Here is a 21,375-nt window from a genome sequence, read left to right as displayed (position 1 = left end):
GTGCTGGCCAAGTCGCCGGTCCCGGGCCGGGTGAAGACCAGGCTCACCCCGGCCTGCACGCCCGAGCAGGCCGCCGCCCTGGCCGAGGCCGCCCTCGCGGACACCCTGGAAACCCTCGGCCGGGTCCCGGCCGGCCGGCGGATCCTGGTCCTGGAGGGTGCGCCGGGACGCTGGCTCCCCCCGGGCTGGGAGGTCTTCCCGCAGGCCGGCGGCGGCCTGGACGTACGGCTGGCGCAGGCCTTCGCGGCGGTGGCCGGCGGTCCGTCAGGTGACCGGACGCCGGCCCTGCTGGTCGGCATGGACACCCCGCAACTGAGCGCCAGGACCCTGGCCGAGGCACTCTCCGCACCGGCCAGGGCCGGGGTCGACGCCTGGTTCGGCCCGGCGGTCGACGGCGGCTTCTGGGCCCTGGGGCTGGCCCGCCCCGACGCCGAACTCGCCCGCCGGCTGCTGGTCGGTGTCCCGATGTCCACCGGGACCACCGGAGCGGTGCTGCGCGGACGGCTCGCGGCCGAGGGCCTGCGCGTCGCCACGCTGCCGCCGCTGACCGACGTCGACACCGTCGCTGAGGCCGCGGAGGTCGCCGGACTCGCCCCGAACACCCGCTTCGCCGAGACCTGGCGCGGGCTGTCCCCGACGGTCCCGTCCCGGTCGGTCCCGTCCCGGGCCGCTCTGCTCCCGCCCGCCGTTCCCCGCTCCGCCGTCTCTGCGTCAGCTCTCTCCTCGTCCGCATTCTCTTCGTCCGCTGTGTCCGCATCCGCCCTGTCCACGACGCCCGCCCCTGGGGGTACGACCCGGTGACCCCGACGACCACCGCCGCCGCTCCGAGCCAGATCCACACCCCGACCCCCACCCCGATCCCGACCGTCACCCCTGCCCTGCACCCCGCCCCCACGCCCACGCCCACACCCTGGGCGGCGGACCCCTTCGCCGAGGCGATCCGCCGCGGCCGCGGCCCGCTCTGGCTGCGGCGCACTGACGGGCACCGCTACCCCCTGGACGTGGCGCGCTGGTGCGCCGCCCCGGACGCCGCCGATCGGACCCTGCTGCGCCGCTGCCTGCACCGGGGCCTGCCCGCCATCGACCTGGGCTGCGGCCCCGGCCGCCTGGTCGCCGAACTCCAGGCGCACGGGCTGCCCGCGCTGGGCGTCGACATCACCCGCGCCGCCGTCGCCCGCACCCGGGGCCTCGGCGGAAGCGCGCTGTGCCGCTCGGTGTTCGACCCGCTGCCGGGGGAGGGCCGCTGGGGCACCGCCCTGCTCGCCGACGGCAACGTCGGCATCGGCGGCGACCCCGGTGCGCTGCTGGCCCGCGCCGCCGACCTGCTCGGACCCTGCGGCCACCTGCTGGTCGAGGTCGAGTCGGAGGAGTTGGAGGAACGGGTCACGGTGGCCGTCGAGGACGCCTCGGGCCGCCGCGGGCCGACCTTCCGCTGGGCCAGGCTGGGCGCCGCCGCGACCCTGCGCGAGGCGGTCGGCCGGTTCGACCTCGCCGACTCCTGGACTGCCGGCGGCCGCAGCTTCCTCGCCCTGGAGCGGCTATGAGCTCCGGCCCCCGAAGCCTCCGCGGCCGCCGTGGCTTCCGCGACTCCCGGCGCGCCGGGACGGTATGGACCCTGCTCTGCGCCGCCACCCTGGCCGCCCTGACCGCCTGCCTCGCCAGGACCTTCACCAGCGGCGCCACCCTCTGGCAGCTCGGCCCGCTGCACCACCTGTACGTCGCCGACGGCCTGCTGTTCGCGCTCGCGGTGCTGCTGCTGCGCCGGGTCCCGCTGCGGCACACCGCCGCGCTGGTGCTGGCCGGCTCCGCTGCCGTCGCCCTCACCGGACTGCTCGCACCACCCCGGACCAGCGACGACGCCTACCGCTACCTCTGGGACGGCCATGTCCAGGCGGCCGGGATCTCGCCGTACACCTATGCCCCGACCGACCCGGCGCTGGCTCACCTCCGCGCCGCCGATCCCGCGCTGTTCCCGGTCACCGGTTCCTGCCAGGGCTGGGACCTGCACCAGGCCGGGTCGGTCTGCACCCACCTGAACCGGCCGACCGTGCACACCATCTACCCGCCGGTCGCCGAGGTCTGGTTCCTCGGCCTGTACGAGGCCGGCCGGCTCACCGGCGGCCACGGGGTGCGCACCGCACAGGTCGGCGGAGCGGCGCTGGCGGTGACCACCACGGCCGCGCTGCTGCTGGTGCTGCGCCGGAACCGGGCGCCGCTGCACCGGGCGGCGCTCTGGGGCTGGTGCCCCGGGGTGGCGATGTGGGCGGTCAACGACGCCCATGTGGACACCCTGGGGGTGCTGCTGGTGGTCTGCGGACTCGCCGGGGCGGCCCAGGGCCGGAGAACCGGGGCCGGGGCGCTGCTCGGGGCCGCCGTGGCGACCAAGCTCATCCCGGCCCTGGTCCTCCCCGGCGCGCTGGCCGGGGTGCTGCGCCGGCGCCCGGCCTGGCGCGACGTGGTGGTGCCCGCCGTCGCCACGCTGACCTTCCTGCTCTGCTACCTGCCCTACGTGCTGCTCTCCGGCCCGGCCGTGCTCGGCTACCTGCCCGGCTACCTCCAGGAGGAGGGCTACGACCAGGGCACCCGGTTCGGCCTGCTCACCCTGCTGGGACTGCCGCAGCGGGAGCTCCCCGCCCTGGTCGCGGCGGTGCTGCTGGCGGCCGTGCTGCTGGTGCTGCGCTACGGCGACCCGGCCCGGCCGTGGCGCGGGGCGCTCACGGTCACCGGCACGGCACTGTTCCTGGCGGCTCCGGGCTACCCCTGGTACGGGCTGCTGGTGGTGGGCCTGGTCGCGCTGGACGGCGGCTGGGAGTGGCTGGCCCTGCCGGCGGCGGCCGAGGTGATGATCGTGCTGGGCCGCGGTATGCAGCAGCCGGCCTACGCCGGCGCCCTGTGCGTGGTGCTCGCGGGCACCGCCCTGCGGCTGCTCGCCCGGACGGCGGACCGGGTCGGTGCGATCGGTGCGGTCAGTGCTCCGGGAGCGCCTCGGCCACCGCTTGCTGCGGCTGTGCCTGGGTCGGCGCCTGCGGCTGTGCCTGCTGCTGCCGTCCCCAGCCCGATCCGTACGGGGTCATCTCGGTGAGTCCGGGGAAGTAGACGTGCAGGCTCACGGCTGGCTCCAGCGAGGTGTTGACCATCTCGTGCAGGTAGCCGGGGGCGAACACCCGCTGCGCGCCCTCGGCGAGCAGCCGTTCCGACTGCCCGGCGCCGGTGAGCGAACGCTCCGTCAGTTCGCCTTCCAGGACCGTGAGCACGCCGGACGAACGGCCGTGGTCGTGCCGTCCGCTGCCCTGCCCGGGCAGCCAGCTGAGCAGCCACACCTCGTACCCGGCCCCGGTCTCCAGCCGCGCGTACCAACGGGTCAGTGCGTCGTAGCGGACCAGCGGGCGCCAGCGGTCGCGGTCGGCGGCGACCCGTCGGGCCAGGGCGGCGAAGTCGCCGACGCTGACGGGGTGGGGCAGCGGTGCGGGCGCGAGGTGCGGCCAGGCGAGCGGGTCGCCGGCGATGCTGACGTCGCTGAGCCCGTCGGCCCAGGGCGAAACCGTGCCGGAACCCGGCACCGGGGGTGGGAACGAAGACATGGGGTGATGTCCTTGCTGGCGCTGCGGCTGGGGGTGGGTGCTTCCCTAAGGGGCCGCACGCGGCGACCGGGAGGTTCGGCACCGGGAACGACCACAGGGCCCGACCGGAGGTCAGGCCCTAGCTACAGCGGCAACAGAGCGCACTGGCGGCACGGCGGAGCTCAGTGACGAGGCTCTCGGAGTGGACGCGCTGCTCTGACATAGCCGACAGCACATCCTTTTCTCCTACCCGCTGTCAAACCTGACCCTCCGGACAGTGGCTGACATCACCCGATCGGGGGATAAATCACCTCTCGGGTTTGCCGGTCAAGATCGCCGGGAACGACGCGCTCAACGCCCGTGTTTCGGCACTGCCTCCTGGGGCTGCTGTGCAACCGGGTTCTTCGCAGTCCTCGTCCTCCCCTCCGTGGGGTTGCACGGGACGCGAATGACGGCTCATCCGGTTTGCCCGGTTATGCACACTTATGGTGGCGGCTTGGTTCCAGGGAGTGAATCCCGGGCCCAATACCAGAGCATGGCTTGACTGGGCCAGAGTTGCGCACTTGTAATTTCACTCGTGTCGTTCAGTCGCAAAGGCAACGACCGCACCACGGGGACGCACGCTGAAGAGGGGCAGGAGGCGCGCTGATGAGCGAGCTCTTTGAGTTGATGATCGCCGACGAGGACGCCGGCGAGGAAGAGCTTGGCTGGCAGGAACGCGCCTTGTGCGCCCAGACCGATCCTGAGTCGTTCTTCCCGGAGAAGGGGGGATCGACCAGGGAGGCCAAGAAGGTGTGCCTCGCCTGCGAGGTCCGTTCCGAATGCCTGGAGTACGCGCTGGCCAACGACGAGCGCTTCGGTATCTGGGGCGGCCTCTCCGAACGGGAGCGGCGCCGCCTCAAGAAGGCCGTGGTCTGATTCGAACCTCCGCAGAGCCCCGCCGACCATCCCTGGTCCACCCAGGTCGGCGGGGCTCTGACGCGTCCGGAGCGATGACCGGGTACCGGGCCCGGCCCGGGAGCACATCCGGAACCCCTGCCGCTGCTATTTCCACACCGGCACTCAACGCCCTCAGTCGCAACCGTTAGTGTGGGGCGCTCATCCAGCACTCAGCCACTCAGCGAACCGGGGCCACCCACCGCGATGACTGCCACAGCGACGAGTCCCTACGGCCAACCCGCTCCCCAGCGGCCCCCCGCCTACCCGAGGCACCTGGTCACCGCCGTCCTGGTCAGCCACGACGGCGCCCGCTGGCTGCCGCAGGCCCTGAACGGGCTGCTCGGCCAGGAGCGCCAGGTCCAGCGCGTCCTCGCGGCCGACACCGGCTCCGCCGACCAGTCGCTGCAACTGCTGTCCGACGCCCTCGGCCCGGACGCCGTGCACCAGTTCGGACGCCGCACCGGCTTCGGCACCGCCGTCAACGAGACCGTGCGCGCCACCTCGCCGCTGCGCCCCCACGACCTGCCCTACGCCATCTCCGCCAGCGGCTACGACCCGGTCGGCGGCGCCGCGCACGACCAGTTCGGCGACCCGCTGGGGCACCACGACGAGCTCGCCGACGAGCAGTTCGGCGCGGGCACCTCGGTCGAACCGGTGGAATGGCTGTGGCTGCTCCACGACGACTGCGAACCCCGCCCCGACGCCCTGCTGAAGCTGCTGCAGGTGGCCGAGACCACCCCCAGCGCCGCCGTGGTCGGCCCCAAGCTGCGCAGCTGGTACGACCGCAGGCAACTGCTGGAGGTCGGCGTCAGCATCGCCCGCAGCGGGCGCCGTTGGACCGGCCTGGACCGGCGCGAGCAGGACCAGGGCCAGCGCGACCAGGTCCGTCCGGTGCTCTCGGTCTCCAGCGCCGGCATGCTGATCCGCCGCGACGTCTTCGAGGAACTGGGCGGCTTCGACCCGGTGCTGCCGCTGATGCGCGACGACGTCGACCTCTGCTGGCGGGTCGCCGCCGCGGGCCACCGCACCGTGGTCGCCCCCGACGCCGTGCTGCGGCACGCCGAGGCGGCCAGCCGCGAGCGCCGCCCGGTCGACTGCGCCCGCTCGGACCGCCCGCACCGGGTCGACAAGTCCGGCGCCGTCTACACCCTGCTGGTCAACTCCCGTACCGCGCTGCTGCCGTACCTGCTGCTGCGGATCACCCTCAGCACCGTGCTGCGGGCCCTCGGCTACCTGCTCGGCAAGACCCCCGGCCAGGCCGTGGACGAGTTCGCCGGGCTGGCCCAGGTGCTGCTGCGCTTCGGCCGGATCCTCGGCGGCCGGGTCCGCCGGGGACGGACCCGCAGACCGGACGCGCTCGACGACCGCAGCCTGTTCCCCGCGCCCGGCGCCACCACCCGGGCCGCGGTGGAGAACCTGGTCGCCGAGTTCGCCGGGAAGACCGGCAACGAGGCCCAGTCCAGCCGGCACGGCTCGGTCGAGTCGGGCCCGGTCGACGACGACTCGGAATTCCTGGAGATCGAGCAGTTCGCCAGGATCAAGCGGATCGCCCGCAAGCCCGCCCCGGTGCTCTTCGCCGGACTGCTGGTGCTCACCCTGATCGCCTGCCGCGGCCTGCTCGGCAGCGGCACCCTCTACGGGGGCGCGCTGCTGCCCACCCCCGGCGGCGCAATGGAGCTGTGGCGGCAGTACGCCGCCTCCTGGCAGGCCACCGGCGTCGGTTCGTCCGGCGGGGCGCCCCCGTACCTCGGCGTGCTGGCCGCGCTGGGGACGATCACCCTGGGCAACCCCGGGCTCGCGGTCACCCTGCTGCTGCTGCTCTCCGTGCCGCTGTCCGGGGTCTCCGCCTACCTGGTCTCCCGGCCGCTGATCGACTCCCGGCTGGTCCGGGCCTGGGCCAGCGCCGGCTACGCGCTGCTGCCCGCCGCGACCGGCGCGCTGGCGCAGGGCCGGCTCGGCACCGCGGTGCTCGCCATGCTGCTGCCGCCGCTGGCCCGCGCCGCGGCGATCGCCGTGGGCCTCGGCATCCGCAGCGAGACCGCGGCCAAGGGCGGCCGTCCCGGCTGGCGCAGCGCCTGGGTCGCCGCCCTGCTGCTCACCCTCACCACCGCCTTCGTGCCGCTGGCCTGGCTGCTGGGCCTGCTGCTGGCCCTCGGCGCGCTGCTCGCCGCGTTCCTGCGCGGCGGCGCCTTCGGACAGGGCCCGGACGTGCTGCGCAGCCTCGGCCCGCGCTGCCTGGCCATCGTCGGCACCCCGCTGCTGGTGCTCGCGCCCTGGTCGCTGGGGCTGCTGACGCACCCGGCCCGGCTGCTGCTGGAGGCCGGCATCCCCGGCGCCGTCGGTGCCACCGCGACGCCCACCGGACTGCTGCTGCTCGACCCCGGAGGCAGCGGGGCCGTGCCCGGCATCCTGGTCGTCGGCATCGTGCTGGCCGCCCTCGCCGCGCTGCTGCGCGCCGACCGCCGCCGCGCGGTGGCGGTCGCCTGGGGTGCCGCCTCGGTCGCCATCCTCGGCGCGGTCCTGGTCGGCACCACCAAGGTCGTTCCGGGACCGGGGGCGCAGGCCGTCTCCGCCTGGGCCGGACCCGCCACCCTGATCGCCGGGATCGCGCTGCTGTCCGCCGCCGCCATCGGCGCCGACGGCGCCCGCGCCCGGGTCGCCGGTATCGACTTCGGCTGGCGCCAGCCGGTCGCCGCGCTGGTGCTGGTCACCGCCGGACTGGCGCCTGTCGCCGCCGCCGGGTGGTGGCTGCTCAACGGCGCCGGCGGCCCGCTGCACCGCGGCAACGGCCAACTGGTCCCGGCCTTCATCGCCGAGCAGGCCGACACCGTCGACCAGATCCGCACCCTGGTGCTCAGCACCAGCAATAACGGAGGGGTCGTCAGCTACTCGCTGGCGCGCGGTGCCGGGCCCACCGTCGGCAGCGCCGAGACCACCATCGCGGCCGGACCCTCCAGCAACCTCAACGCGCTGGTCGCCAACCTGGTCGCCGGGGCCGGCGGCGACCAGGCCGACGCGCTGGCCGGGTACGCCATCCAGTACGTGCTGGTGCAGGCGCCGGTCAGCACCAAGGTCAACGACACCCTGAACGCCACCGCGGGACTGACCCGGGTGAACCAGCAGCAGGACGCCAGCATCTGGCGGATCACCGCCAATGTGTCCAGGGCCGTCATCCAGACGCCCGGGGCCGCGGACACCGCCGTCCCCGCGGGTGCCGTCGCGGTCGACGCGACCATCCCGGCCGGGGCCGAGGGCCGGGTGCTGCGGATCGCCGACGCGGCCGACCCCGCCTGGCGGGCCACCGTGGACGGCAAGGCGCTGACGGCGGTCACCGTGGACGGCTGGGCGCAGGGCTTCCAGCTGCCGGCGGCCGGCGGCCGGCTCGCGGTCAGCTACCACGAGAGCCCGGTGCACCTGGCCTGGATCGCCGGGCAGGGCTTCCTGGCCCTGGTGGTGCTGGTGCTGGCCCTTCCCGGGCGGCGCGACCACAACGACGACGACCTGCCGGACGAGGGCGACGTGGACCAGCAGGCGGCGGCCGAGCCGCCGCTGCCCGGTTCCCGCCGGGCCCGCCGCCTGGCGGCCGAGGACCCGGGCGCGGACGCAGGTACGGACGGCCGGGCCGGGGAACCGGCGGAGGCTCCGGCCGCGGCGGCTCCGGCGGGGGCTCCGGCCTTCGCGGAGGCGGCCGCCTTCCAGCAGCAGCCCGCCGCCGAGCCGCCCCCGTACCAGCAGCCCGTCCCGGAGCAGCCGGTGTACGCGGCCTACCCCGGGCAGCAGTACCAGGACCCGGCGTACGGAGACCCGGCGTACCAGGACCCCGGCTACGCGGCACAGGGCTATCCGGACGCCGGTTACCAGGACCCGGCGTACCAGGGCCCCGGCTACCATGACCCGGCCTACCAGGGGCAGCCGTACCCGCCCTATCCGGAGCAGCCGCCGCAGCCGTACTACGACGAGCAGGGCTACCCGGTCCAGCCGCAGCAGTACGCCGATCCGCAGCAGTACGCCGACCCCCAGTACGCCCAGCAGCCCGCGCCCCCGCACGGCTACGACTGGAACGGCGGCGCGGCTCCGGCGGCGGTGCCCAACCAGGCCGGGGCCGCGCACGACGCGCCGGCCGGCGCCTACGGTTCGCTGCCGCCGGACGACCCGTGGCTGCAGGCGCAGCAGCCGGTCCGCCACCCGAACGACGAAGCCGGGAGCTGAGTGATGATCAGCCGTACCACCCAGTCCCTGCTCGCCGCCGTCGGTGTGCTGGCCCTCGCTGTCGGCATCGCCGAGGTGCATCCGCCGACCGGGCAGGCAGCGGTCACCGGGGCCACCGTGCTGACGGCGGTTCAGCACAGCACGCTCATCTGCCCGCCGCCGCTGCAGGGCGGGAGCGGCAGCACCGGCTACAGCCTCGCCGTGCCGGGCGGGCTCGCCGGCGCCGGTTCGGCGGCCGCGAGCGGTTCCGGCAGCAGCGCCTCCGCCTCCAGCACCGCCAGCGGTGCCTCGCTCGGCAGCCTCACCGCCGGCGGGAACGGCTCCAAGGCGCTCGTCAAGCAGACCGCGGCCGGTGGCAGCACCACGGCCAAGGCGGTCGGCGGTGACAAGGCCCCGGCGCTGCTGGCCGAGTCCGACGGCAGCACCGCGCCCGGCTTCACGGTCCAGCAGATCACCAGCGGCATCGGCACGACGCTCTCGGGCACCGGCTGCACCGCCCCCGGCACCGAGTTCTGGTTCTCCGGGGCGGACACGGACAAGGGCAGCACCGACTACCTGGAGCTCAGCAACGCCGAGGCGACCGCGGCCGACGTGGACATCCAGATCCTCGGCCCCAACGGCGAGGTGGACAACACCACGGCCGCCAACATCAATGTGCCGGCCGGCGGCACCGCCTCACTGCTGCTGTCCACCCTGATCGGCCCGGGCAACGAGAACAGCTCGCTGGCCGTGCACGTGCTGGTCCGCAGCGGCCGGGTGGCCGCCGCCCTGCACGCCGACAGCGGCTCCAAGGGCGCCGACTGGATCCCGGCCACCACCGCGGCGGGCACCCAGGTCGTCTCCGGGCTGCCGGGCGACCTCAGCGACGCCACCCTGGTGGTGGCCGCCCCGGGGACGGACGACGCCGACCTGAAGGTGCAACTCGCCTCGCAGACCGGCTGGATCACGCCGGCCGGGCATGAGACCGTGCACGTCAAGGCAGGGATGGTGACCACGGTCGACCTCGGGAACATCACCCGCGGCCAGCCGGCGGCGCTGCGGCTCACCCCCACCGACCCCAAGCAGGCCACCCCGGTGGTCGCCGGGATCCAGGTGGTCCGCGGCGGCAAGAGCGGGACCGACACCGGCTACCTGGCCGGCAGCGGTTCGATCGGCCAGCGGGCCACAGCAGCCGGCAGCACCGGCAGCGACACCACGCTGCTGCTCACGGCCACCGACACGGCGGCCGTGGTGAAGGTCGGTACGGTCGGCTCCGGCTCCACCCCGACCAGCACCAGCGTCTCCATCCCGGCCGGGGCCACCGTGGCGGTGACCCCCAAGGCACCGGGCAACGGAACGTACGCGGTGACGGTCGAACCGGTGTCCGGCGGCAGCGTCTACGCGGCGCGCATGATCACTCGTAAGAGCGGCTCGGTCCCGGCGTTCACCATCCAGCAGATGGTCGACGACCGCAGCACCGTGCAGATCCCGCACGCCCTGCAGGACAACTCGATCCTGACGCGCTGACAGCTCGGGGCGTCGGGGTCGGGTGGGGGCGGGTCAGTCGCCGTCCGGGGCGGGGTCGACCGCGTCGGGGTCCATCCCGAGCAGCTCGGCGACCTGCTCCACGACGATCTCGTGGACCAGCGCGGCGCGCTCGTCGCGTCCCTTGGCCCGGGTCTCCACCGGCCGCCGGAACACCACGATCCGGTCCGGCCGGCCCTGGCCTGCCGGGATCAGCCGGCCCAGCGGCACGTCCTCGGCGCGGACGTTCTCCAGGTCCGCCTCCGGCTCCCCGGGCAGCGGGGCCGGGACGTCCTGCACGGCGAACTCCACCGAGGTCAGCTGCGGCCAGCGTCGCTCCAGCCGCTCCACGGACTCGCGCACGTAGTCGTCGAAGAGCTCGGAGCGGCTGAGCGACAGCGGCACCTGCGGGGGCGCGAGCGGCCCGCGCAGTCCGCGGCCGTGCCGGTCACGTCGGCGAGGGCGACGGCCCGAGCCTGCTGGTCTGTCCATCCCGGCAGCTTAGAGGCTCCGGGGACCGCTGAACTCCGGCGACGCGGCGCCGGATTGCGGCGACACGGGGCGAGTCGTCGCGGACAGGTCGCCCGGTGAGGTACCGTCCATCGTCGTGAGCCCTGTACGTCGCTGTTCGCGCACCGCGTGCGGTCGTCCCGCCGTCGCGACGCTGACGTACGTCTACGCGGACTCGACCGCGGTCCTCGGCCCGCTCGCGACCTACGCCGAACCGCACTGCTACGACCTCTGCGCCGAGCACTCCGAGCGGCTCACCGCCCCGCGTGGTTGGGAGGTGGTACGGCTCACCGTCGACTCCGGCCCGATCCGGCCCAGCGGCGACGATCTCGAAGCCCTGGCCAACGCGGTCCGTGAGGCGGCCAAGCCCCCGGTGCGCCGTCAGGACGGCGGCAGCCCGGCCGACCCCACCGAGGTCGGCCGACGGGGCCACCTCCGGGTACTGCGGTCGCCCGACCCGCAGCAGTAGCCTGCTCACAGCCCGTCCTTAACATGCACCGGGTAATCTCCCCCTACCAGCTGTGACCGCAGACCTGTGACCGCAGACCAGAATGGCGGAGATCCCGAGTGCGTGACCTGAAGCAGATCGTGAAGGCGTACGACGTGCGCGGCGTCGTCCCCGACCAGTGGGACGTGCCGCTCGCCCGCGCCTTCGGTGCCGCTTTCGTACTCGTCACCGGTGCGGACGCGATCGTCACCGGACACGACATGCGCCCGTCCTCCCCGGGGCTGTCCCGCGCCTTCGCCGAGGGGGCCGCGGCCCAGGGCGCCGACGTGGTCGAGATCGGTCTCTGCTCCACCGACCAGCTCTACTTCGCCAGCGGCAAGCTCGACCTGCCCGGCGCCATGTTCACCGCGAGCCACAACCCGGCCCAGTACAACGGCATCAAGATGTGCCGGGCCGGCGCCTCCCCGGTCGGCGAGGACACCGGCCTGGTGGAGATCCGCGAACTGGTCGAGTCCTGGACCGCCGAGGACGACACCGTCACCGTCCCCGCCTCGGACGCCGCTACCGGGACCATCACCCAGCAGGACGAGCTGCAGCCCTACGCCGACCACCTGAACGGGCTGGTCGACCTCAGCGGCATCCGTCCGTTGAAGGTCGCCGTGGACGCGGGCAACGGCATGGGCGGCCACACCGTTCCCACCGTGCTCGGCGGCCTCCCGCTGGAGATCGTGCCGATGTACTTCGAGCTCGACGGCACCTTCCCCAACCACGAGGCCAACCCGCTGGACCCGAAGAACCTGGTCGATCTGCAGGCCAAGGTCCGCGAGGTGGGCGCCGACATCGGTCTCGCCTTCGACGGCGACGCCGACCGCTGCTTCGTCGTCGACGAGCGCGGCGAGCCGGTCTCGCCCTCCGCCATCACCGCCCTGGTCGCCGTGCGCGAACTGGCCCGGGCCAAGGCGGACGGTGAGGAGCAGCCGACGATCATCCACAATCTGATCACCTCCTGGAGCGTCCCCGAGGTCGTCCGCGAGCACGGCGGCAAGGTCGTCCGGACCCGCGTCGGACACTCCTTCATCAAGCAGGAGATGGCCCGCACCGGCGCCGTCTTCGGCGGCGAGCACTCCGCGCACTACTACTTCCGCGACTTCTGGCGCGCCGACACCGGCATGCTGGCCGCCATGCACGTGCTGGCCGCCCTCGGCACCCAGCAGGGCACCCTGTCCGAGCTGGTGGCCGAGTACGACCGCTACGCCGCCTCCGGCGAGATCAACAGCACCGTCGCGGACCAGGCCGCGAGCAGCGCCGCCGTCCGCGAGGCCTACGCCGCGACCCCGGGGGTGACCTTCGACGAGCTCGACGGTATGACCGTCACCGCCGGGGACTGGTGGTTCAACCTCCGTGCCTCCAACACCGAGCCGCTGCTCCGGCTCAATGTCGAGGCCCGCGACGAGGCGACCATGGCGAAGGTCCGCGACGACGTGCTCGCCATCGTCCGCGGCTGACGGCCCGTCGATCTGACGGTCCGTCGGTCAGTCGGTCCGGCCGGGTCTACCGGTCTTTCCGGGCCGGCCGGCCCGGCCCGCGCCGAACTGCTGTGTCCCGTACCGCCGCCGTGCCCCTGCCGTCCCGGCCTGCCGGGCGGCGGCGGTACGGTAGCCACCAGGGGCGGAACGCCGCCCCTGTCCCCATCCCTCCCGTCCCCTCTCGGAGCGCACCGGCCATGAGCATCGACCCCGCCCTGCTGGAGATCTTCGCCTGCCCGCAGTGCCACTCCCCGCTGCGCGAGTCGGAGCAGGAACTCATCTGCACCTCCGCCGACTGCGGCCTGGCCTACCCCGTACGCGACGGCATCCCGGTGCTGCTCATCGACGAGGCCCGGCGCTCGGCCTGACCGCCGCCACCGTCCCCGCCCGGGAGGCCAACGCATGATCGAGGAATGGGTGCTCGACAACCCCGATGAGTTGGCGCGTGCCGACGACACCGAGGTCCTGCTCGATCTGGCCTCCGCCGGGGCCACCGTGCGCACCGCGGTCCGCTTGGCCGGGGAAGCCGGCCTCGACCGGCTCAACCCCGAAGGGCGGCCCCGGGCGGTCTTCGTCGCCGGCCACGGCACCGCCGCCCTGGCCGGGGAACTGCTCGCCGCCCTCGGCAACGGCAGCTGTCCGGTCACCGTGCTCCGCCCGAGCACCGCGGACGACCCCGCAGGCTCCGCCATCGCCTTCACTTCCGCCCTGGTGTGGAACCTGCCCGGTTGGGCAGGACCGTCCGATCTGCTGCTCGCGCTGTCCGGCACCGGGACCGAGCCCGGCCTGGTCTCCCTGCTGGAGCAGGGCTATGCCCGCGGCTGCTCCAACGTCGTCGTCGCCCCGGCGGACAGCCCGCTCTCCGAGGCGGCGCTGCAGACCCGGGGCCTGCCACTGCCCTTCGTGCCCCCGACCGGGGCACCGGGCCACCGCACCGCGTTCCGGGAGGGTGACCTGCCCCGGGAGCTCCCCTCGTCGCTCTGGGGTCTGCTCGCCCCGGCCCTCGCCCTGACCGACCTGGTCGGAGTGGTCGATGCCGGGCCCGGCTCGGTGCAGGCCGCGGCCGACCGGCTCGACGAGGTCGCGGTGCGCTGCCGGCCCGGCGCGGAGACCTATGGCAACCCGGCCAAGACCCTCGCGGTGCAACTCGACGGGGTGCTGCCGCTGCTGTGGAGCGACGGCCCCTGCACCGGAGCGGTGGCCCTGAGGTTCGCCGCCGTGCTGGCCGACCTGGCGGGTCGCCCGGCCGTCCCGGCAACCCTGCCCGAGGCCCTGAGCACCCAGTACGGCCTGCTGGCCGGACACCTCGCGCCCGATCCCGACGAGGACGACTTCTTCCGGGACCGGACCGAGGACGGGGCCGAGCTCAGGCTCAAGGTGCTGCTGCTGCACCGCTCGCCGGAGCCGGAGCAGCACCCCGACCAGTACCTCGACCCGCAACCCGACCACCGCTCGGATCACCGCTCGGACCCCGCCGTCGACGAACGGGCCGACCAGCAGGTCGACCGCGGCCCGTCCCGGCCGCCGACCTCGCGTCGGATCCTGGCCCGGGCGCGACGCCTGGCCACGGACCATCAGATCGCCGTCGGCGAGCTGGTCAGCGCGCACTCCGACGACCTGGAAGCGATCGCGGAACTCGTCGCCCTGACCGACTTCGCCGCCGCCTACCTCGGTCTCGCCTCCTCCGGCGCCGCCGACGTCGCCGCCGGAGCGGCACCGGCCGACACCTAGAACTCCCATGGACAGAACTCCCGTGGAACGGCCGACCACCGGAACCTCCTCTCATTGACCGCCAGAATCAGGAATCTCACCGTGGACCGCCTCAGCAACACCATCCGTCCCTACGCCTGGGGTTCCCGTACCGCCCTGCCGGCCCTGCTCGGCACCCCGGCCACCGGCGAGCCGCAGGCCGAGCTGTGGATGGGCGCCCACCCCGGCGCGCCCTCCACCGTCGCCCGGGAGCGTGGTCCGCAGACCCTGGACGCCGTCATCGCCGCCGACCCCGAGGGCGAGCTCGGCTCAGCGGTCGTGGAGCGCTTCGGCCCCACCCTTCCCTTCCTCCTCAAGGTCCTGGCCGCGGGCGAGCCGCTCTCGCTCCAGGTCCACCCGGATCTGGAGCAGGCCAAGGCCGGGTTCGCCGACGAGGAGCGCCGCGGCGTGCCCATCGACGCCCCCTACCGCAACTACAAGGACGCCAACCACAAGCCCGAACTCATCTGCGCCCTCGACGACGCCGACGCCGGCGCGTTCGAAGGGCTCTGCGGATTCCGCGCACCGCACGAGACCGCACGGCTCCTGGAGAGCCTGGCCGTACCCGCACTCGCGCAACTGGTCGAGGTCCTGCGCTCCAAGCCCGAGGAGGAGGCCCTCCGCGAGGCGCTGACCCTCGTCCTCACCACCGACCCGGCCAGGGTCCGCGAAACCGTGGCCGACACCGCCGCCGCCCTGGAGCGCGCCGCCGCGGACCGGCCCGGCGACCTGTCCGCGGAGATCCACTCCGCCCTGGCTTCCTACGCCGCCCTCGGCCGTGCGTTCCCGGACGACCCCGGGGCCATCGCGGCGCTGCTCCTCAACCACGTCCGGCTGCAGCCGGGCGAGGCGCTCTATCTCGGCGCCGGGATCCCGCACGCCTACCTCAGCGGCATCGGCGTCGAACTCATGGCCAACTCGGACAATGTGCTCCGCTGCGGGCTGACGCCCAAGCACGTGGACGTCCCCGAACTGCTCCGTATCGTTCACTTCCGCAGCACCGACCCCGGCGTGCTGCGCCCCGTCCCGGTCCCCGACTCGGACGGCGAGGAGCTCTACCCGACGCCCATCGACGAGTTCCGGCTCTCCCGCTACCTGCTGGACCCGGCCGACGCCGGCAGCCACCGCATTCCCACGAGGACCCCGCAGATCCTGCTCTGCACCGAGGGGACCGCGGTCCTCACCGACGCGGACGGTAGCTCACTCACTCTTCGTCGCGGTGAATCCGCGTTCATTCCCGCCCACGGCCGAGGTACCGACCTGCTCGTCACCGGGGCATCCGCCGGAGCCCGCAGCACGGTGTTCCGTGCCACGGTCTCGCTGACCCAATAAGTACACCCGGGGACCGACAGACGCCCCGGGTTCCGGCGGAAAAGACCGGAACCCGGGGCGAATACCACTCGGACGAGTGATGCCGGGTCGAACCCCTCGCTGAACCCCCTCGCTGAACCCCTCGGACGAGCCGCCGGGGTCAGCCCCCGAGCACCAGCTTCTGCAGTGCGGCCCGGGCCCGGGCGTCGGAGCGTGCCCGCAGCGAGACCGCAGTCGCCAGCGCGGTGGCCCACTCGTCCAGGGCCACCGGCTTGCGGGACAGCACGACCCCGCGCACCACGGTGGCGACCTCGCCCTGGGGGCGTCCGTGCGCCAGGGTGAGGATCAGCCGCCGGTCGTCCAGTGAGACCTCGAGCTTCTCGACCCTGCCCTCCCGGCCGGCCAGCCGGTCCCCGACCGACCGCTTGCGCTCGAAGGCCACCGACCCGGGCGGCAGCGCGTCGGCCAGCGAATCGGTCAGCACCCTGACATAGATGTCCAGGTCCGCCGAGTCCTGGCGCAACGCGGCCGCCAGCATGTCGATCGACGCCTCCGGAGCCTCGGCCACGCCGTCGACGGCACCGTCCGCGCCCTCGACGCTGCCGTTCAGGTCCTCCGGCCGCGCGGGCAACGGGTCCTGCTCACTCATCGTCCATCCCCTGCGTCGTCCATCCCTGCGTCAACACCAACCGGACCTTGGAAGCTTCTCACCCGTCGAGGCTCAGCACCATCGTCGGCCGCTCGATCTCGTGGTCGGCCCGCAGCGGGCGCACCGCCGTGCCGATGGAGAAGAACTCGGTGGTGTGACCGCCCCAGCGGTGGTTGTGCGCGTTCAGCTGCACACCGACGACGCCCTCGGCGTGCAGCGCCTCCGCCTCCGCCTGCATCCGCGCCATGGCCAGCTCGCGGGCGTCGTAGAGGGCCTGGGTGAACTGCTCGATCTCCACGTTCTTGCCGAGGTTGGAGAAGACCGCGCCCATCTTCTGGTGGGCGATGTGGTAGACGCAGGTGCCCATCACCATGCCCAGCGGTGCGTAGCCGGCCCGGATCAGGGTCCAGAAGTCCTGGCCGGACAGGTCCGAGGTGAAGGGCTGGCCCTTGTTGTTCCGCCAGCTGCCACCGCCGGGGGGCGGGTTGTCCGCCTTCACGGCGGTGCCGATCGCGATGAATTCGGCCACGTCGTTGCCGAACTCGCGCGCCTCGACCGTGAGCCGCACCCCGACGATCCCGTCCGCGCCCAGCGCCGCGGCCTCGGCCTCCATCCGGGTCATGGCCAACTCGCGGGCGTGGTACATGGCCTGACTGAGCGTCTCCAGTTCCTGGTTCTTGCCCCAGCGGCCGATCTGGATGCCCACGTGGTAGATCGAGCTGCCCAGCACCAGGCCGATCGGCTTGAAGCCGGCCTCCCGCACCAGCAGGAACTCGTTCACCGACAGGTCACTGGTGAAGATCGAACCGGGCTTGCCCGGCTCCAGCTCGGCCAGCCGCCGCATCGCATCTGCCGGAACACCCTGGGCGTTCGGCTCCGTGTTCGTCATCTCGCTACCCCTCGTCACACCAAGCAGTTCGGACAGTCGGTCGGACAGTCGGTTTGGTTCCAGTGGGTTCGGCCGGCCGGTGGCCCGGAGGCGCTAGCCACCCGTCTCGTTCAGTTCCTGCACCAGCCGCTGGTACTGCGCCCGGTCCCCGTAGGGGCTGGACGCGACGGCGGCCAGCCGCCGCTTCAGCAGCTCGCCGCGGTCGCCCAGAGGCATCACCGAGAGCGTCCGGGGAGGCTCGCGCCGGGCCTTGAACCTGGCGATGGTGGTGCCCACCATCGTCGACTCGGCGACATGGTCCTCCTGCTCGGAGTTGCTGCGGTTGCGGGCGCGCAGGCAGGACTCGCGCCAGACCCGCAGATCGCTGCTGGCCATGATGACCGCGTCGCCGCCCTGCCGGGAGCCCTGGAGCTGCAGCTGCCGGCGGGCGTCGGAGCGGACCTCGTGGATCAGGTCGCTCCACCCGGTCACCTCGATATTGCGCCAGGAGTAGCTCTGCGACTGGGTGCGGTAGTCGTCGTGGCGCACTCCGATCGACATCCCCACCAGCAGCTCGACCGGCACCCACCCGGAGGCGACCAGTTTGCCGAAGCCCTGCCCGTCCAGGTGCGAGGTGAACGGGTGCTTCGGCCGCACCGGCCCCTGCGCCCGTACCGCCGTCCCGATCACCTTGAACTCCAGGCAGTTCGGCTGGGCCGCGAACGGGGCCATGGTGAGGGCCGCCGACACCACCCCGTCGCCGCCCAGCGCCAGGCACTCCGCCGTCATCCGCTGCAGCGCGCTCTGCCGTGCGTTGTTGAAGACGGCCACCAGCGCCGCAGCCGGCGACCCCTGCCCGGACACCGCGATCGGCGCGTTGCCCACATTGCCGTAGCTGAAGCCGTAGCCGGCTCCGGGGAAGAGGCAGTCGTGATAGCCCCAGTAGCGGCCGCTCCGGCCGACGTGGTAGACCGCCGACCCCATCACCTGCCCGACCGGCTCGAACCCGACCGAACGGATCGCCGCGAACTCCCCGGTCGACAATGCCGAGGTCCAGGTCCCGCTCGCCCTGACCTCGGCCATGCGCTCAGCGGCCGCAGGCGGCAGCCCGCTGCCGCTCCAAGGCACCGACATCCACTCCACCCCATCCGCCGCGTCCCCAGGACGCGCCCCAGGACGAAGATTCGACCGTGCGTATCGGAATGTACGCCTGTCCTCTCGAATCCATCACACACCCCCGAGGCCGAATCCTGCAGTCCTGCGGGCAGCGCGTCGGCGGGTCGGTGTAGATTCGTCACAGAGCCAGACGTCGCTGCTGATGGCGGTCGGTGAGTTCGGGCAGGTCGTCCCGCGAGGGAGGACGTGCTCCGGGCCAGCCGAGGGAGAGAGGGCCTCCGACGCACTGGGCCGCACCAGGTACGACCCCGCAGGCCCGCGCATCCGCGCGACGTCGGCGCTGTTCGTCGTGCCTGCGGTCCACACTGCCCGGGCCGGCGCAGCCGGCGCCTCGTAGCGATAGCGATGGAGACCAAGCATGTCCGCAACTCCCACCGGTGACTTCAAGGTTGCCGACCTCTCCCTGGCCGCCTTCGGGCGCAAGGAGATCCAGCTGGCCGAGCACGAGATGCCCGGCCTGATGTCCATCCGCAAGGAGTACGCGGCCTCGCAGCCGCTGGCCGGCGCCCGCATCACCGGCTCGCTCCACATGACCATCCAGACCGCCGTGCTCATCGAGACGCTCACCGCGCTGGGTGCCGACGTCCGCTGGTGTTCCTGCAACATCTTCTCCACCCAGGACCACGCCGCCGCCGCGATCGCGGTCGGCCCCGAGGGCACCCCGGAGAACCCGCAGGGCGTCCCGGTCTTCGCCTGGAAGGGCGAGACGCTGGAGGACTACTGGTGGTGCACCGAGCAGGCGCTCACCTGGCCCGGCGAGGTCGGCCCCAACATGATCCTCGACGACGGCGGCGACGCCACGATGCTGATCCACAAGGGCGTCGAGTTCGAGAAGGCCGGCGCCGCGCCGGACCCCTCGACCGCTGACAACGACGAGTTCCGGATCGTCCTGGAGGTGCTCAACCGCACCCTCAAGGAGTCCCCGCGCAAGTGGACCGAGGCCGCCGCCGCGATCAAGGGCGTCACCGAGGAGACCACCACCGGCGTGCACCGCCTGTACGAGATGTTCCGCGACGGCAGCCTGCTGTTCCCGGCCATCAACGTCAACGACGCCGTCACCAAGTCGAAGTTCGACAACAAGTACGGCTGCCGCCACTCGCTGATCGACGGCATCAACCGCGCCACCGACGTCCTCATCGGCGGCAAGGTCGCCGTGGTCTGCGGCTACGGCGACGTCGGCAAGGGCTGCGCCGAGTCGCTCCGCGGCCAGGGCGCCCGCGTCATCGTCACCGAGGTCGACCCGATCTGCGCCCTGCAGGCGGCGATGGACGGCTACCAGGTCACCACCCTGGACGACGTCGTCGGCATCGCCGACATCTTCATCACCACCACCGGCAACAAGGACATCATCCTTGCCAGCCAGATGGAGAAGATGAAGCACCAGGCCATCGTCGGCAACATCGGCCACTTCGACAACGAGATCGACATCGCCGGCCTCTCCAAGCTGCCGGGCATCGTCCGGACCGAGGTCAAGCCGCAGGTCCACGAGTGGCGCTTCGCGGACGGCCACACCATCATCATGCTGTCCGAGGGCCGTCTGCTGAACCTGGGCAACGCGACCGGTCACCCGTCGTTCGTGATGTCCAACTCCTTCGCGAACCAGACCATCGCGCAGATCGAGCTCTTCACCAAGACCGAGGAGTACCCGGTCGGCGTCTACGTGCTGCCCAAGCACCTGGACGAGAAGGTCGCCCGCCTCCACCTGGACGCCCTGGGCGTCAAGCTCACCGTTCTGACGGACGAGCAGGCCGCCTACATCGGCGTCCCGGTCGAGGGCCCGTACAAGCCGGAGCAGTACCGCTACTGATCCGGCAGCGGCACTGACAGCGGTAGCGCTGTGAGTAGTCTGCAGTGAGCGTTGGTGTGGCCGGCCTCCCGACCCCGGGAGGCCGGCCACACCGCTGTCCACCCATAGAGTCGGACCATGCCCAGCGGCCGCTACTCCTTCCACGACACGCACGACGACACCCCTCTCGGCGAGGAACGCTTCAGCTGCGCCCGCGGCCCGTCCGGCTGGCGCTACACAGCGCAGACCTTCTCCGCCTCGGGCGAGCCCGAGGGCTCGATCGACCTCACCCTCGACCTGCACAGCCGCCCGCTCCGGCTGGAGCTCCGGCACCGGGGCTGGCAGATCCGAGGCGGCCTGCTGGACGGCCTCAGCTGGGTCCGCAGCCACCAGGACGACCCCACCGGCGAGCACGCCCGCGAGGGCACCGAGCGCGCCCACGCCTTCATGGGCCGCTCCCCGGCCTTCCTCGTTGCCACGGCCCGCCTGCTCCGGCTCCAGCCCGGCGGCGCGACCCGGCTGCGCCTGGTGCACTTCACCGATCCGGTGCTGGCACCGCACACCATCGACCAGGGCTGGACCCTTGAGGCCACCGACATCCACGCCACCGACAGCGGCCCGCTCCTGGTCGAGCGCTACCGCGTCGCCGACCTGGGCACGGGCGAGGAGAGCATCGTCCACCTGGCCGGCGACGTCCTGCTGGCGGCCCCGGGCATCGAGCTGGAGCAGCTGGAAACTCCCCCCAGCAAAGCCGTTGACGGGCCTGCCGAGGCCGGGTAGGTTCGAGCAGTTGCCTGCGATTGGACAAGTCGCATGGCAGGTGAGTAGTCTCTGACACCTCGCCCCCACGGGCAGTCGAAATCCAGCAGGGAATCTGGCAGAAATGCCGGGTCGATGCTGTTCGCGCTGTGACGGGGATGCGGGCCGCGAAAGCGGGTCAGAAAGCCTGATAAGCTTTCTGACAACGGCGGGGAAATTCGCCGCCAGTGCAGCTGGAAACGGAATTCGACTGGTTCGACCGGCCGAAACGAATCTGCTAAGCTGGAAAACGAAGGAAGCGCCCGGAGGGCTGGTGTGAAAGCCGCTCGAAGGAAGCGTCCGTACCTTGAGAACTCAACAGCGTGCCAAAAGTCAACGCCAA

18 protein-coding genes are annotated in these 21,375 nt (G+C 72.9%); 13 read left to right on the top strand and 5 right to left on the bottom strand.

What is annotated here, in order from left to right; all coding sequences use genetic code 11:
- The 3 genes from IF29_RS48125 to IF29_RS45475 are packed head-to-tail and all read left to right on the top strand — an operon-like array spanning window position 1 to window position 3,082.
- Complete coding sequence (locus IF29_RS48125) at window positions 1–801, top strand: TIGR04282 family arsenosugar biosynthesis glycosyltransferase (protein WP_380523462.1); 801 nt, start codon at window positions 1–3, stop codon at window positions 799–801.
- Complete coding sequence (locus IF29_RS0135075; RefSeq protein WP_380523355.1) at window positions 798–1,544, top strand: class I SAM-dependent methyltransferase; 747 nt, start codon at window positions 798–800, stop codon at window positions 1,542–1,544. The genes IF29_RS48125 and IF29_RS0135075 overlap by 4 nt, the downstream gene beginning before the upstream one ends.
- Window positions 1,541–3,082 carry a glycosyltransferase 87 family protein gene (locus tag IF29_RS45475; protein WP_157624088.1) on the top strand — a complete coding sequence of 514 codons (1,542 nt, stop codon included), beginning with the start codon at window positions 1,541–1,543 and terminating at the stop codon, window positions 3,080–3,082. The genes IF29_RS0135075 and IF29_RS45475 overlap by 4 nt, the downstream gene beginning before the upstream one ends.
- On the opposite strand, the gene IF29_RS0135065 is transcribed toward IF29_RS45475, so the two are convergent.
- Complete coding sequence (locus tag IF29_RS0135065) at window positions 2,967–3,581, bottom strand: cysteine dioxygenase (protein WP_084715395.1); 615 nt, start codon at window positions 3,579–3,581, stop codon at window positions 2,967–2,969. The genes IF29_RS45475 and IF29_RS0135065 overlap by 116 nt on opposite strands.
- 627 nt (window positions 3,582–4,208) lie before the next feature.
- Here IF29_RS0135065 and IF29_RS0135060 point away from each other — a divergent pair.
- The 3 genes from IF29_RS0135060 (at window position 4,209) to IF29_RS0135050 (ending at window position 10,214) form a co-directional block, all read left to right on the top strand.
- Complete coding sequence (locus tag IF29_RS0135060) at window positions 4,209–4,478, top strand: WhiB family transcriptional regulator (protein ID WP_030264048.1); 270 nt, start codon at window positions 4,209–4,211, stop codon at window positions 4,476–4,478.
- 225 nt (window positions 4,479–4,703) lie between these two features.
- On the top strand, window positions 4,704–8,708 hold the full coding sequence (locus IF29_RS48655; RefSeq protein WP_063757682.1) for a glycosyltransferase family 2 protein: 4,005 nt from the start codon (window positions 4,704–4,706) through the stop codon (window positions 8,706–8,708).
- Between the two features lie 3 nt (window positions 8,709–8,711).
- Complete coding sequence (locus IF29_RS0135050) at window positions 8,712–10,214, top strand: DUF5719 family protein (RefSeq protein ID WP_051726439.1); 1,503 nt, start codon at window positions 8,712–8,714, stop codon at window positions 10,212–10,214.
- A gap of 33 nt (window positions 10,215–10,247) precedes the next feature.
- Here the strand turns inward: IF29_RS0135050 and IF29_RS0135045 are convergent, their stop codons facing one another.
- On the bottom strand, window positions 10,248–10,703 hold the full coding sequence (locus IF29_RS0135045; RefSeq protein ID WP_030264041.1) for a metallopeptidase family protein: 456 nt from the start codon (window positions 10,701–10,703) through the stop codon (window positions 10,248–10,250).
- Between the two features lie 115 nt (window positions 10,704–10,818).
- Here IF29_RS0135045 and IF29_RS0135040 point away from each other — a divergent pair, with 115 nt between their 5' ends.
- From IF29_RS0135040 to manA, 5 genes are all read left to right on the top strand, one after another.
- Window positions 10,819–11,190, top strand: a complete 372-nt coding sequence (locus tag IF29_RS0135040) for a DUF3499 domain-containing protein (RefSeq protein ID WP_030264038.1) — start codon at window positions 10,819–10,821, stop codon at window positions 11,188–11,190.
- A 98-nt stretch (window positions 11,191–11,288) separates the two neighbouring features.
- Window positions 11,289–12,674, top strand: coding sequence for a phosphomannomutase/phosphoglucomutase (locus IF29_RS0135035; RefSeq protein ID WP_030264036.1), 1,386 nt, complete (start codon window positions 11,289–11,291; stop codon window positions 12,672–12,674).
- Window positions 12,675–12,892: 218 nt separating this feature from the next.
- A complete protein-coding gene (locus IF29_RS45470) occupies window positions 12,893–13,063 on the top strand; it encodes a Trm112 family protein (protein WP_084715393.1) in 171 nt (56 codons plus the stop codon).
- Between the two features lie 34 nt (window positions 13,064–13,097).
- A complete protein-coding gene (locus IF29_RS0135025) occupies window positions 13,098–14,426 on the top strand; it encodes an SIS domain-containing protein (protein ID WP_051726438.1) in 1,329 nt (442 codons plus the stop codon).
- An 81-nt stretch (window positions 14,427–14,507) separates the two neighbouring features.
- On the top strand, window positions 14,508–15,776 hold the full coding sequence (gene manA, locus IF29_RS0135020) for a mannose-6-phosphate isomerase, class I (protein WP_030264030.1): 1,269 nt from the start codon (window positions 14,508–14,510) through the stop codon (window positions 15,774–15,776).
- 139 nt (window positions 15,777–15,915) lie between these two features.
- On the opposite strand, the gene IF29_RS0135015 is transcribed toward manA, so the two are convergent.
- The 3 genes from IF29_RS0135015 to IF29_RS0135005 all read right to left on the bottom strand — a co-directional run bounded on the left by IF29_RS0135015 (window position 15,916) and on the right by IF29_RS0135005 (window position 18,406).
- Entirely contained in the window at window positions 15,916–16,404 is a 489-nt protein-coding gene (locus IF29_RS0135015; protein WP_084715392.1) for a hypothetical protein, read from the bottom strand.
- Between the two features lie 58 nt (window positions 16,405–16,462).
- On the bottom strand, window positions 16,463–17,293 hold the full coding sequence (locus IF29_RS0135010) for a heavy metal-binding domain-containing protein (protein WP_030264025.1): 831 nt from the start codon (window positions 17,291–17,293) through the stop codon (window positions 16,463–16,465).
- Window positions 17,294–17,386: 93 nt separating this feature from the next.
- A complete protein-coding gene (locus IF29_RS0135005) occupies window positions 17,387–18,406 on the bottom strand; it encodes a heavy metal-binding domain-containing protein (RefSeq protein WP_157624087.1) in 1,020 nt (339 codons plus the stop codon).
- A gap of 400 nt (window positions 18,407–18,806) precedes the next feature.
- Between IF29_RS0135005 and ahcY the strand changes: the two genes are divergently transcribed.
- Both ahcY and IF29_RS0134995 read left to right on the top strand, forming a co-directional pair.
- Window positions 18,807–20,255 carry an adenosylhomocysteinase gene (gene ahcY / locus IF29_RS0135000; protein WP_030264019.1) on the top strand — a complete coding sequence of 483 codons (1,449 nt, stop codon included), beginning with the start codon at window positions 18,807–18,809 and terminating at the stop codon, window positions 20,253–20,255.
- 117 nt (window positions 20,256–20,372) lie between these two features.
- Window positions 20,373–21,014, top strand: a complete 642-nt coding sequence (locus IF29_RS0134995; RefSeq protein ID WP_030264016.1) for a hypothetical protein — start codon at window positions 20,373–20,375, stop codon at window positions 21,012–21,014.
- Window positions 21,015–21,375: the final 361 nt, after the last annotated feature.

The organism is Streptacidiphilus jeojiense, from assembly GCF_000719095.1.
In the GTDB taxonomy this organism is placed as follows: Bacteria; Actinomycetota; Actinomycetes; order Streptomycetales; family Streptomycetaceae; genus Streptacidiphilus; species Streptacidiphilus jeojiensis.
This window is presented reverse-complemented; position numbering and strand designations above follow the sequence as displayed.

Bases quoted from the DNA above. Each gene is read 5' to 3' on its own strand.
- IF29_RS45475 (WP_157624088.1), top strand. From the start codon at position 1,541: ATGAGCTCCGGCCCCCGAAGCCTCCGCGGCCGCCGTGGCTTCCGCGAC.
- IF29_RS0135065 (WP_084715395.1), bottom strand. From the start codon at position 3,581: ATGTCTTCGTTCCCACCCCCGGTGCCGGGTTCCGGCACGGTTTCGCCC.
- IF29_RS0135060 (WP_030264048.1), top strand. From the start codon at position 4,209: ATGAGCGAGCTCTTTGAGTTGATGATCGCCGACGAGGACGCCGGCGAG.
- IF29_RS48655 (WP_063757682.1), top strand. From the start codon at position 4,704: ATGACTGCCACAGCGACGAGTCCCTACGGCCAACCCGCTCCCCAGCGG.
- IF29_RS0135050 (WP_051726439.1), top strand. From the start codon at position 8,712: ATGATCAGCCGTACCACCCAGTCCCTGCTCGCCGCCGTCGGTGTGCTG.
- IF29_RS0135045 (WP_030264041.1), bottom strand. From the start codon at position 10,703: ATGGACAGACCAGCAGGCTCGGGCCGTCGCCCTCGCCGACGTGACCGG.
- IF29_RS45470 (WP_084715393.1), top strand. From the start codon at position 12,893: ATGAGCATCGACCCCGCCCTGCTGGAGATCTTCGCCTGCCCGCAGTGC.
- IF29_RS0135025 (WP_051726438.1), top strand. From the start codon at position 13,098: ATGATCGAGGAATGGGTGCTCGACAACCCCGATGAGTTGGCGCGTGCC.
- IF29_RS0135015 (WP_084715392.1), bottom strand. From the start codon at position 16,404: ATGAGTGAGCAGGACCCGTTGCCCGCGCGGCCGGAGGACCTGAACGGC.
- IF29_RS0135010 (WP_030264025.1), bottom strand. From the start codon at position 17,293: ATGACGAACACGGAGCCGAACGCCCAGGGTGTTCCGGCAGATGCGATG.
- IF29_RS0135005 (WP_157624087.1), bottom strand. From the start codon at position 18,406: ATGTCGGTGCCTTGGAGCGGCAGCGGGCTGCCGCCTGCGGCCGCTGAG.
- ahcY (WP_030264019.1), top strand. From the start codon at position 18,807: ATGTCCGCAACTCCCACCGGTGACTTCAAGGTTGCCGACCTCTCCCTG.
- IF29_RS0134995 (WP_030264016.1), top strand. From the start codon at position 20,373: ATGCCCAGCGGCCGCTACTCCTTCCACGACACGCACGACGACACCCCT.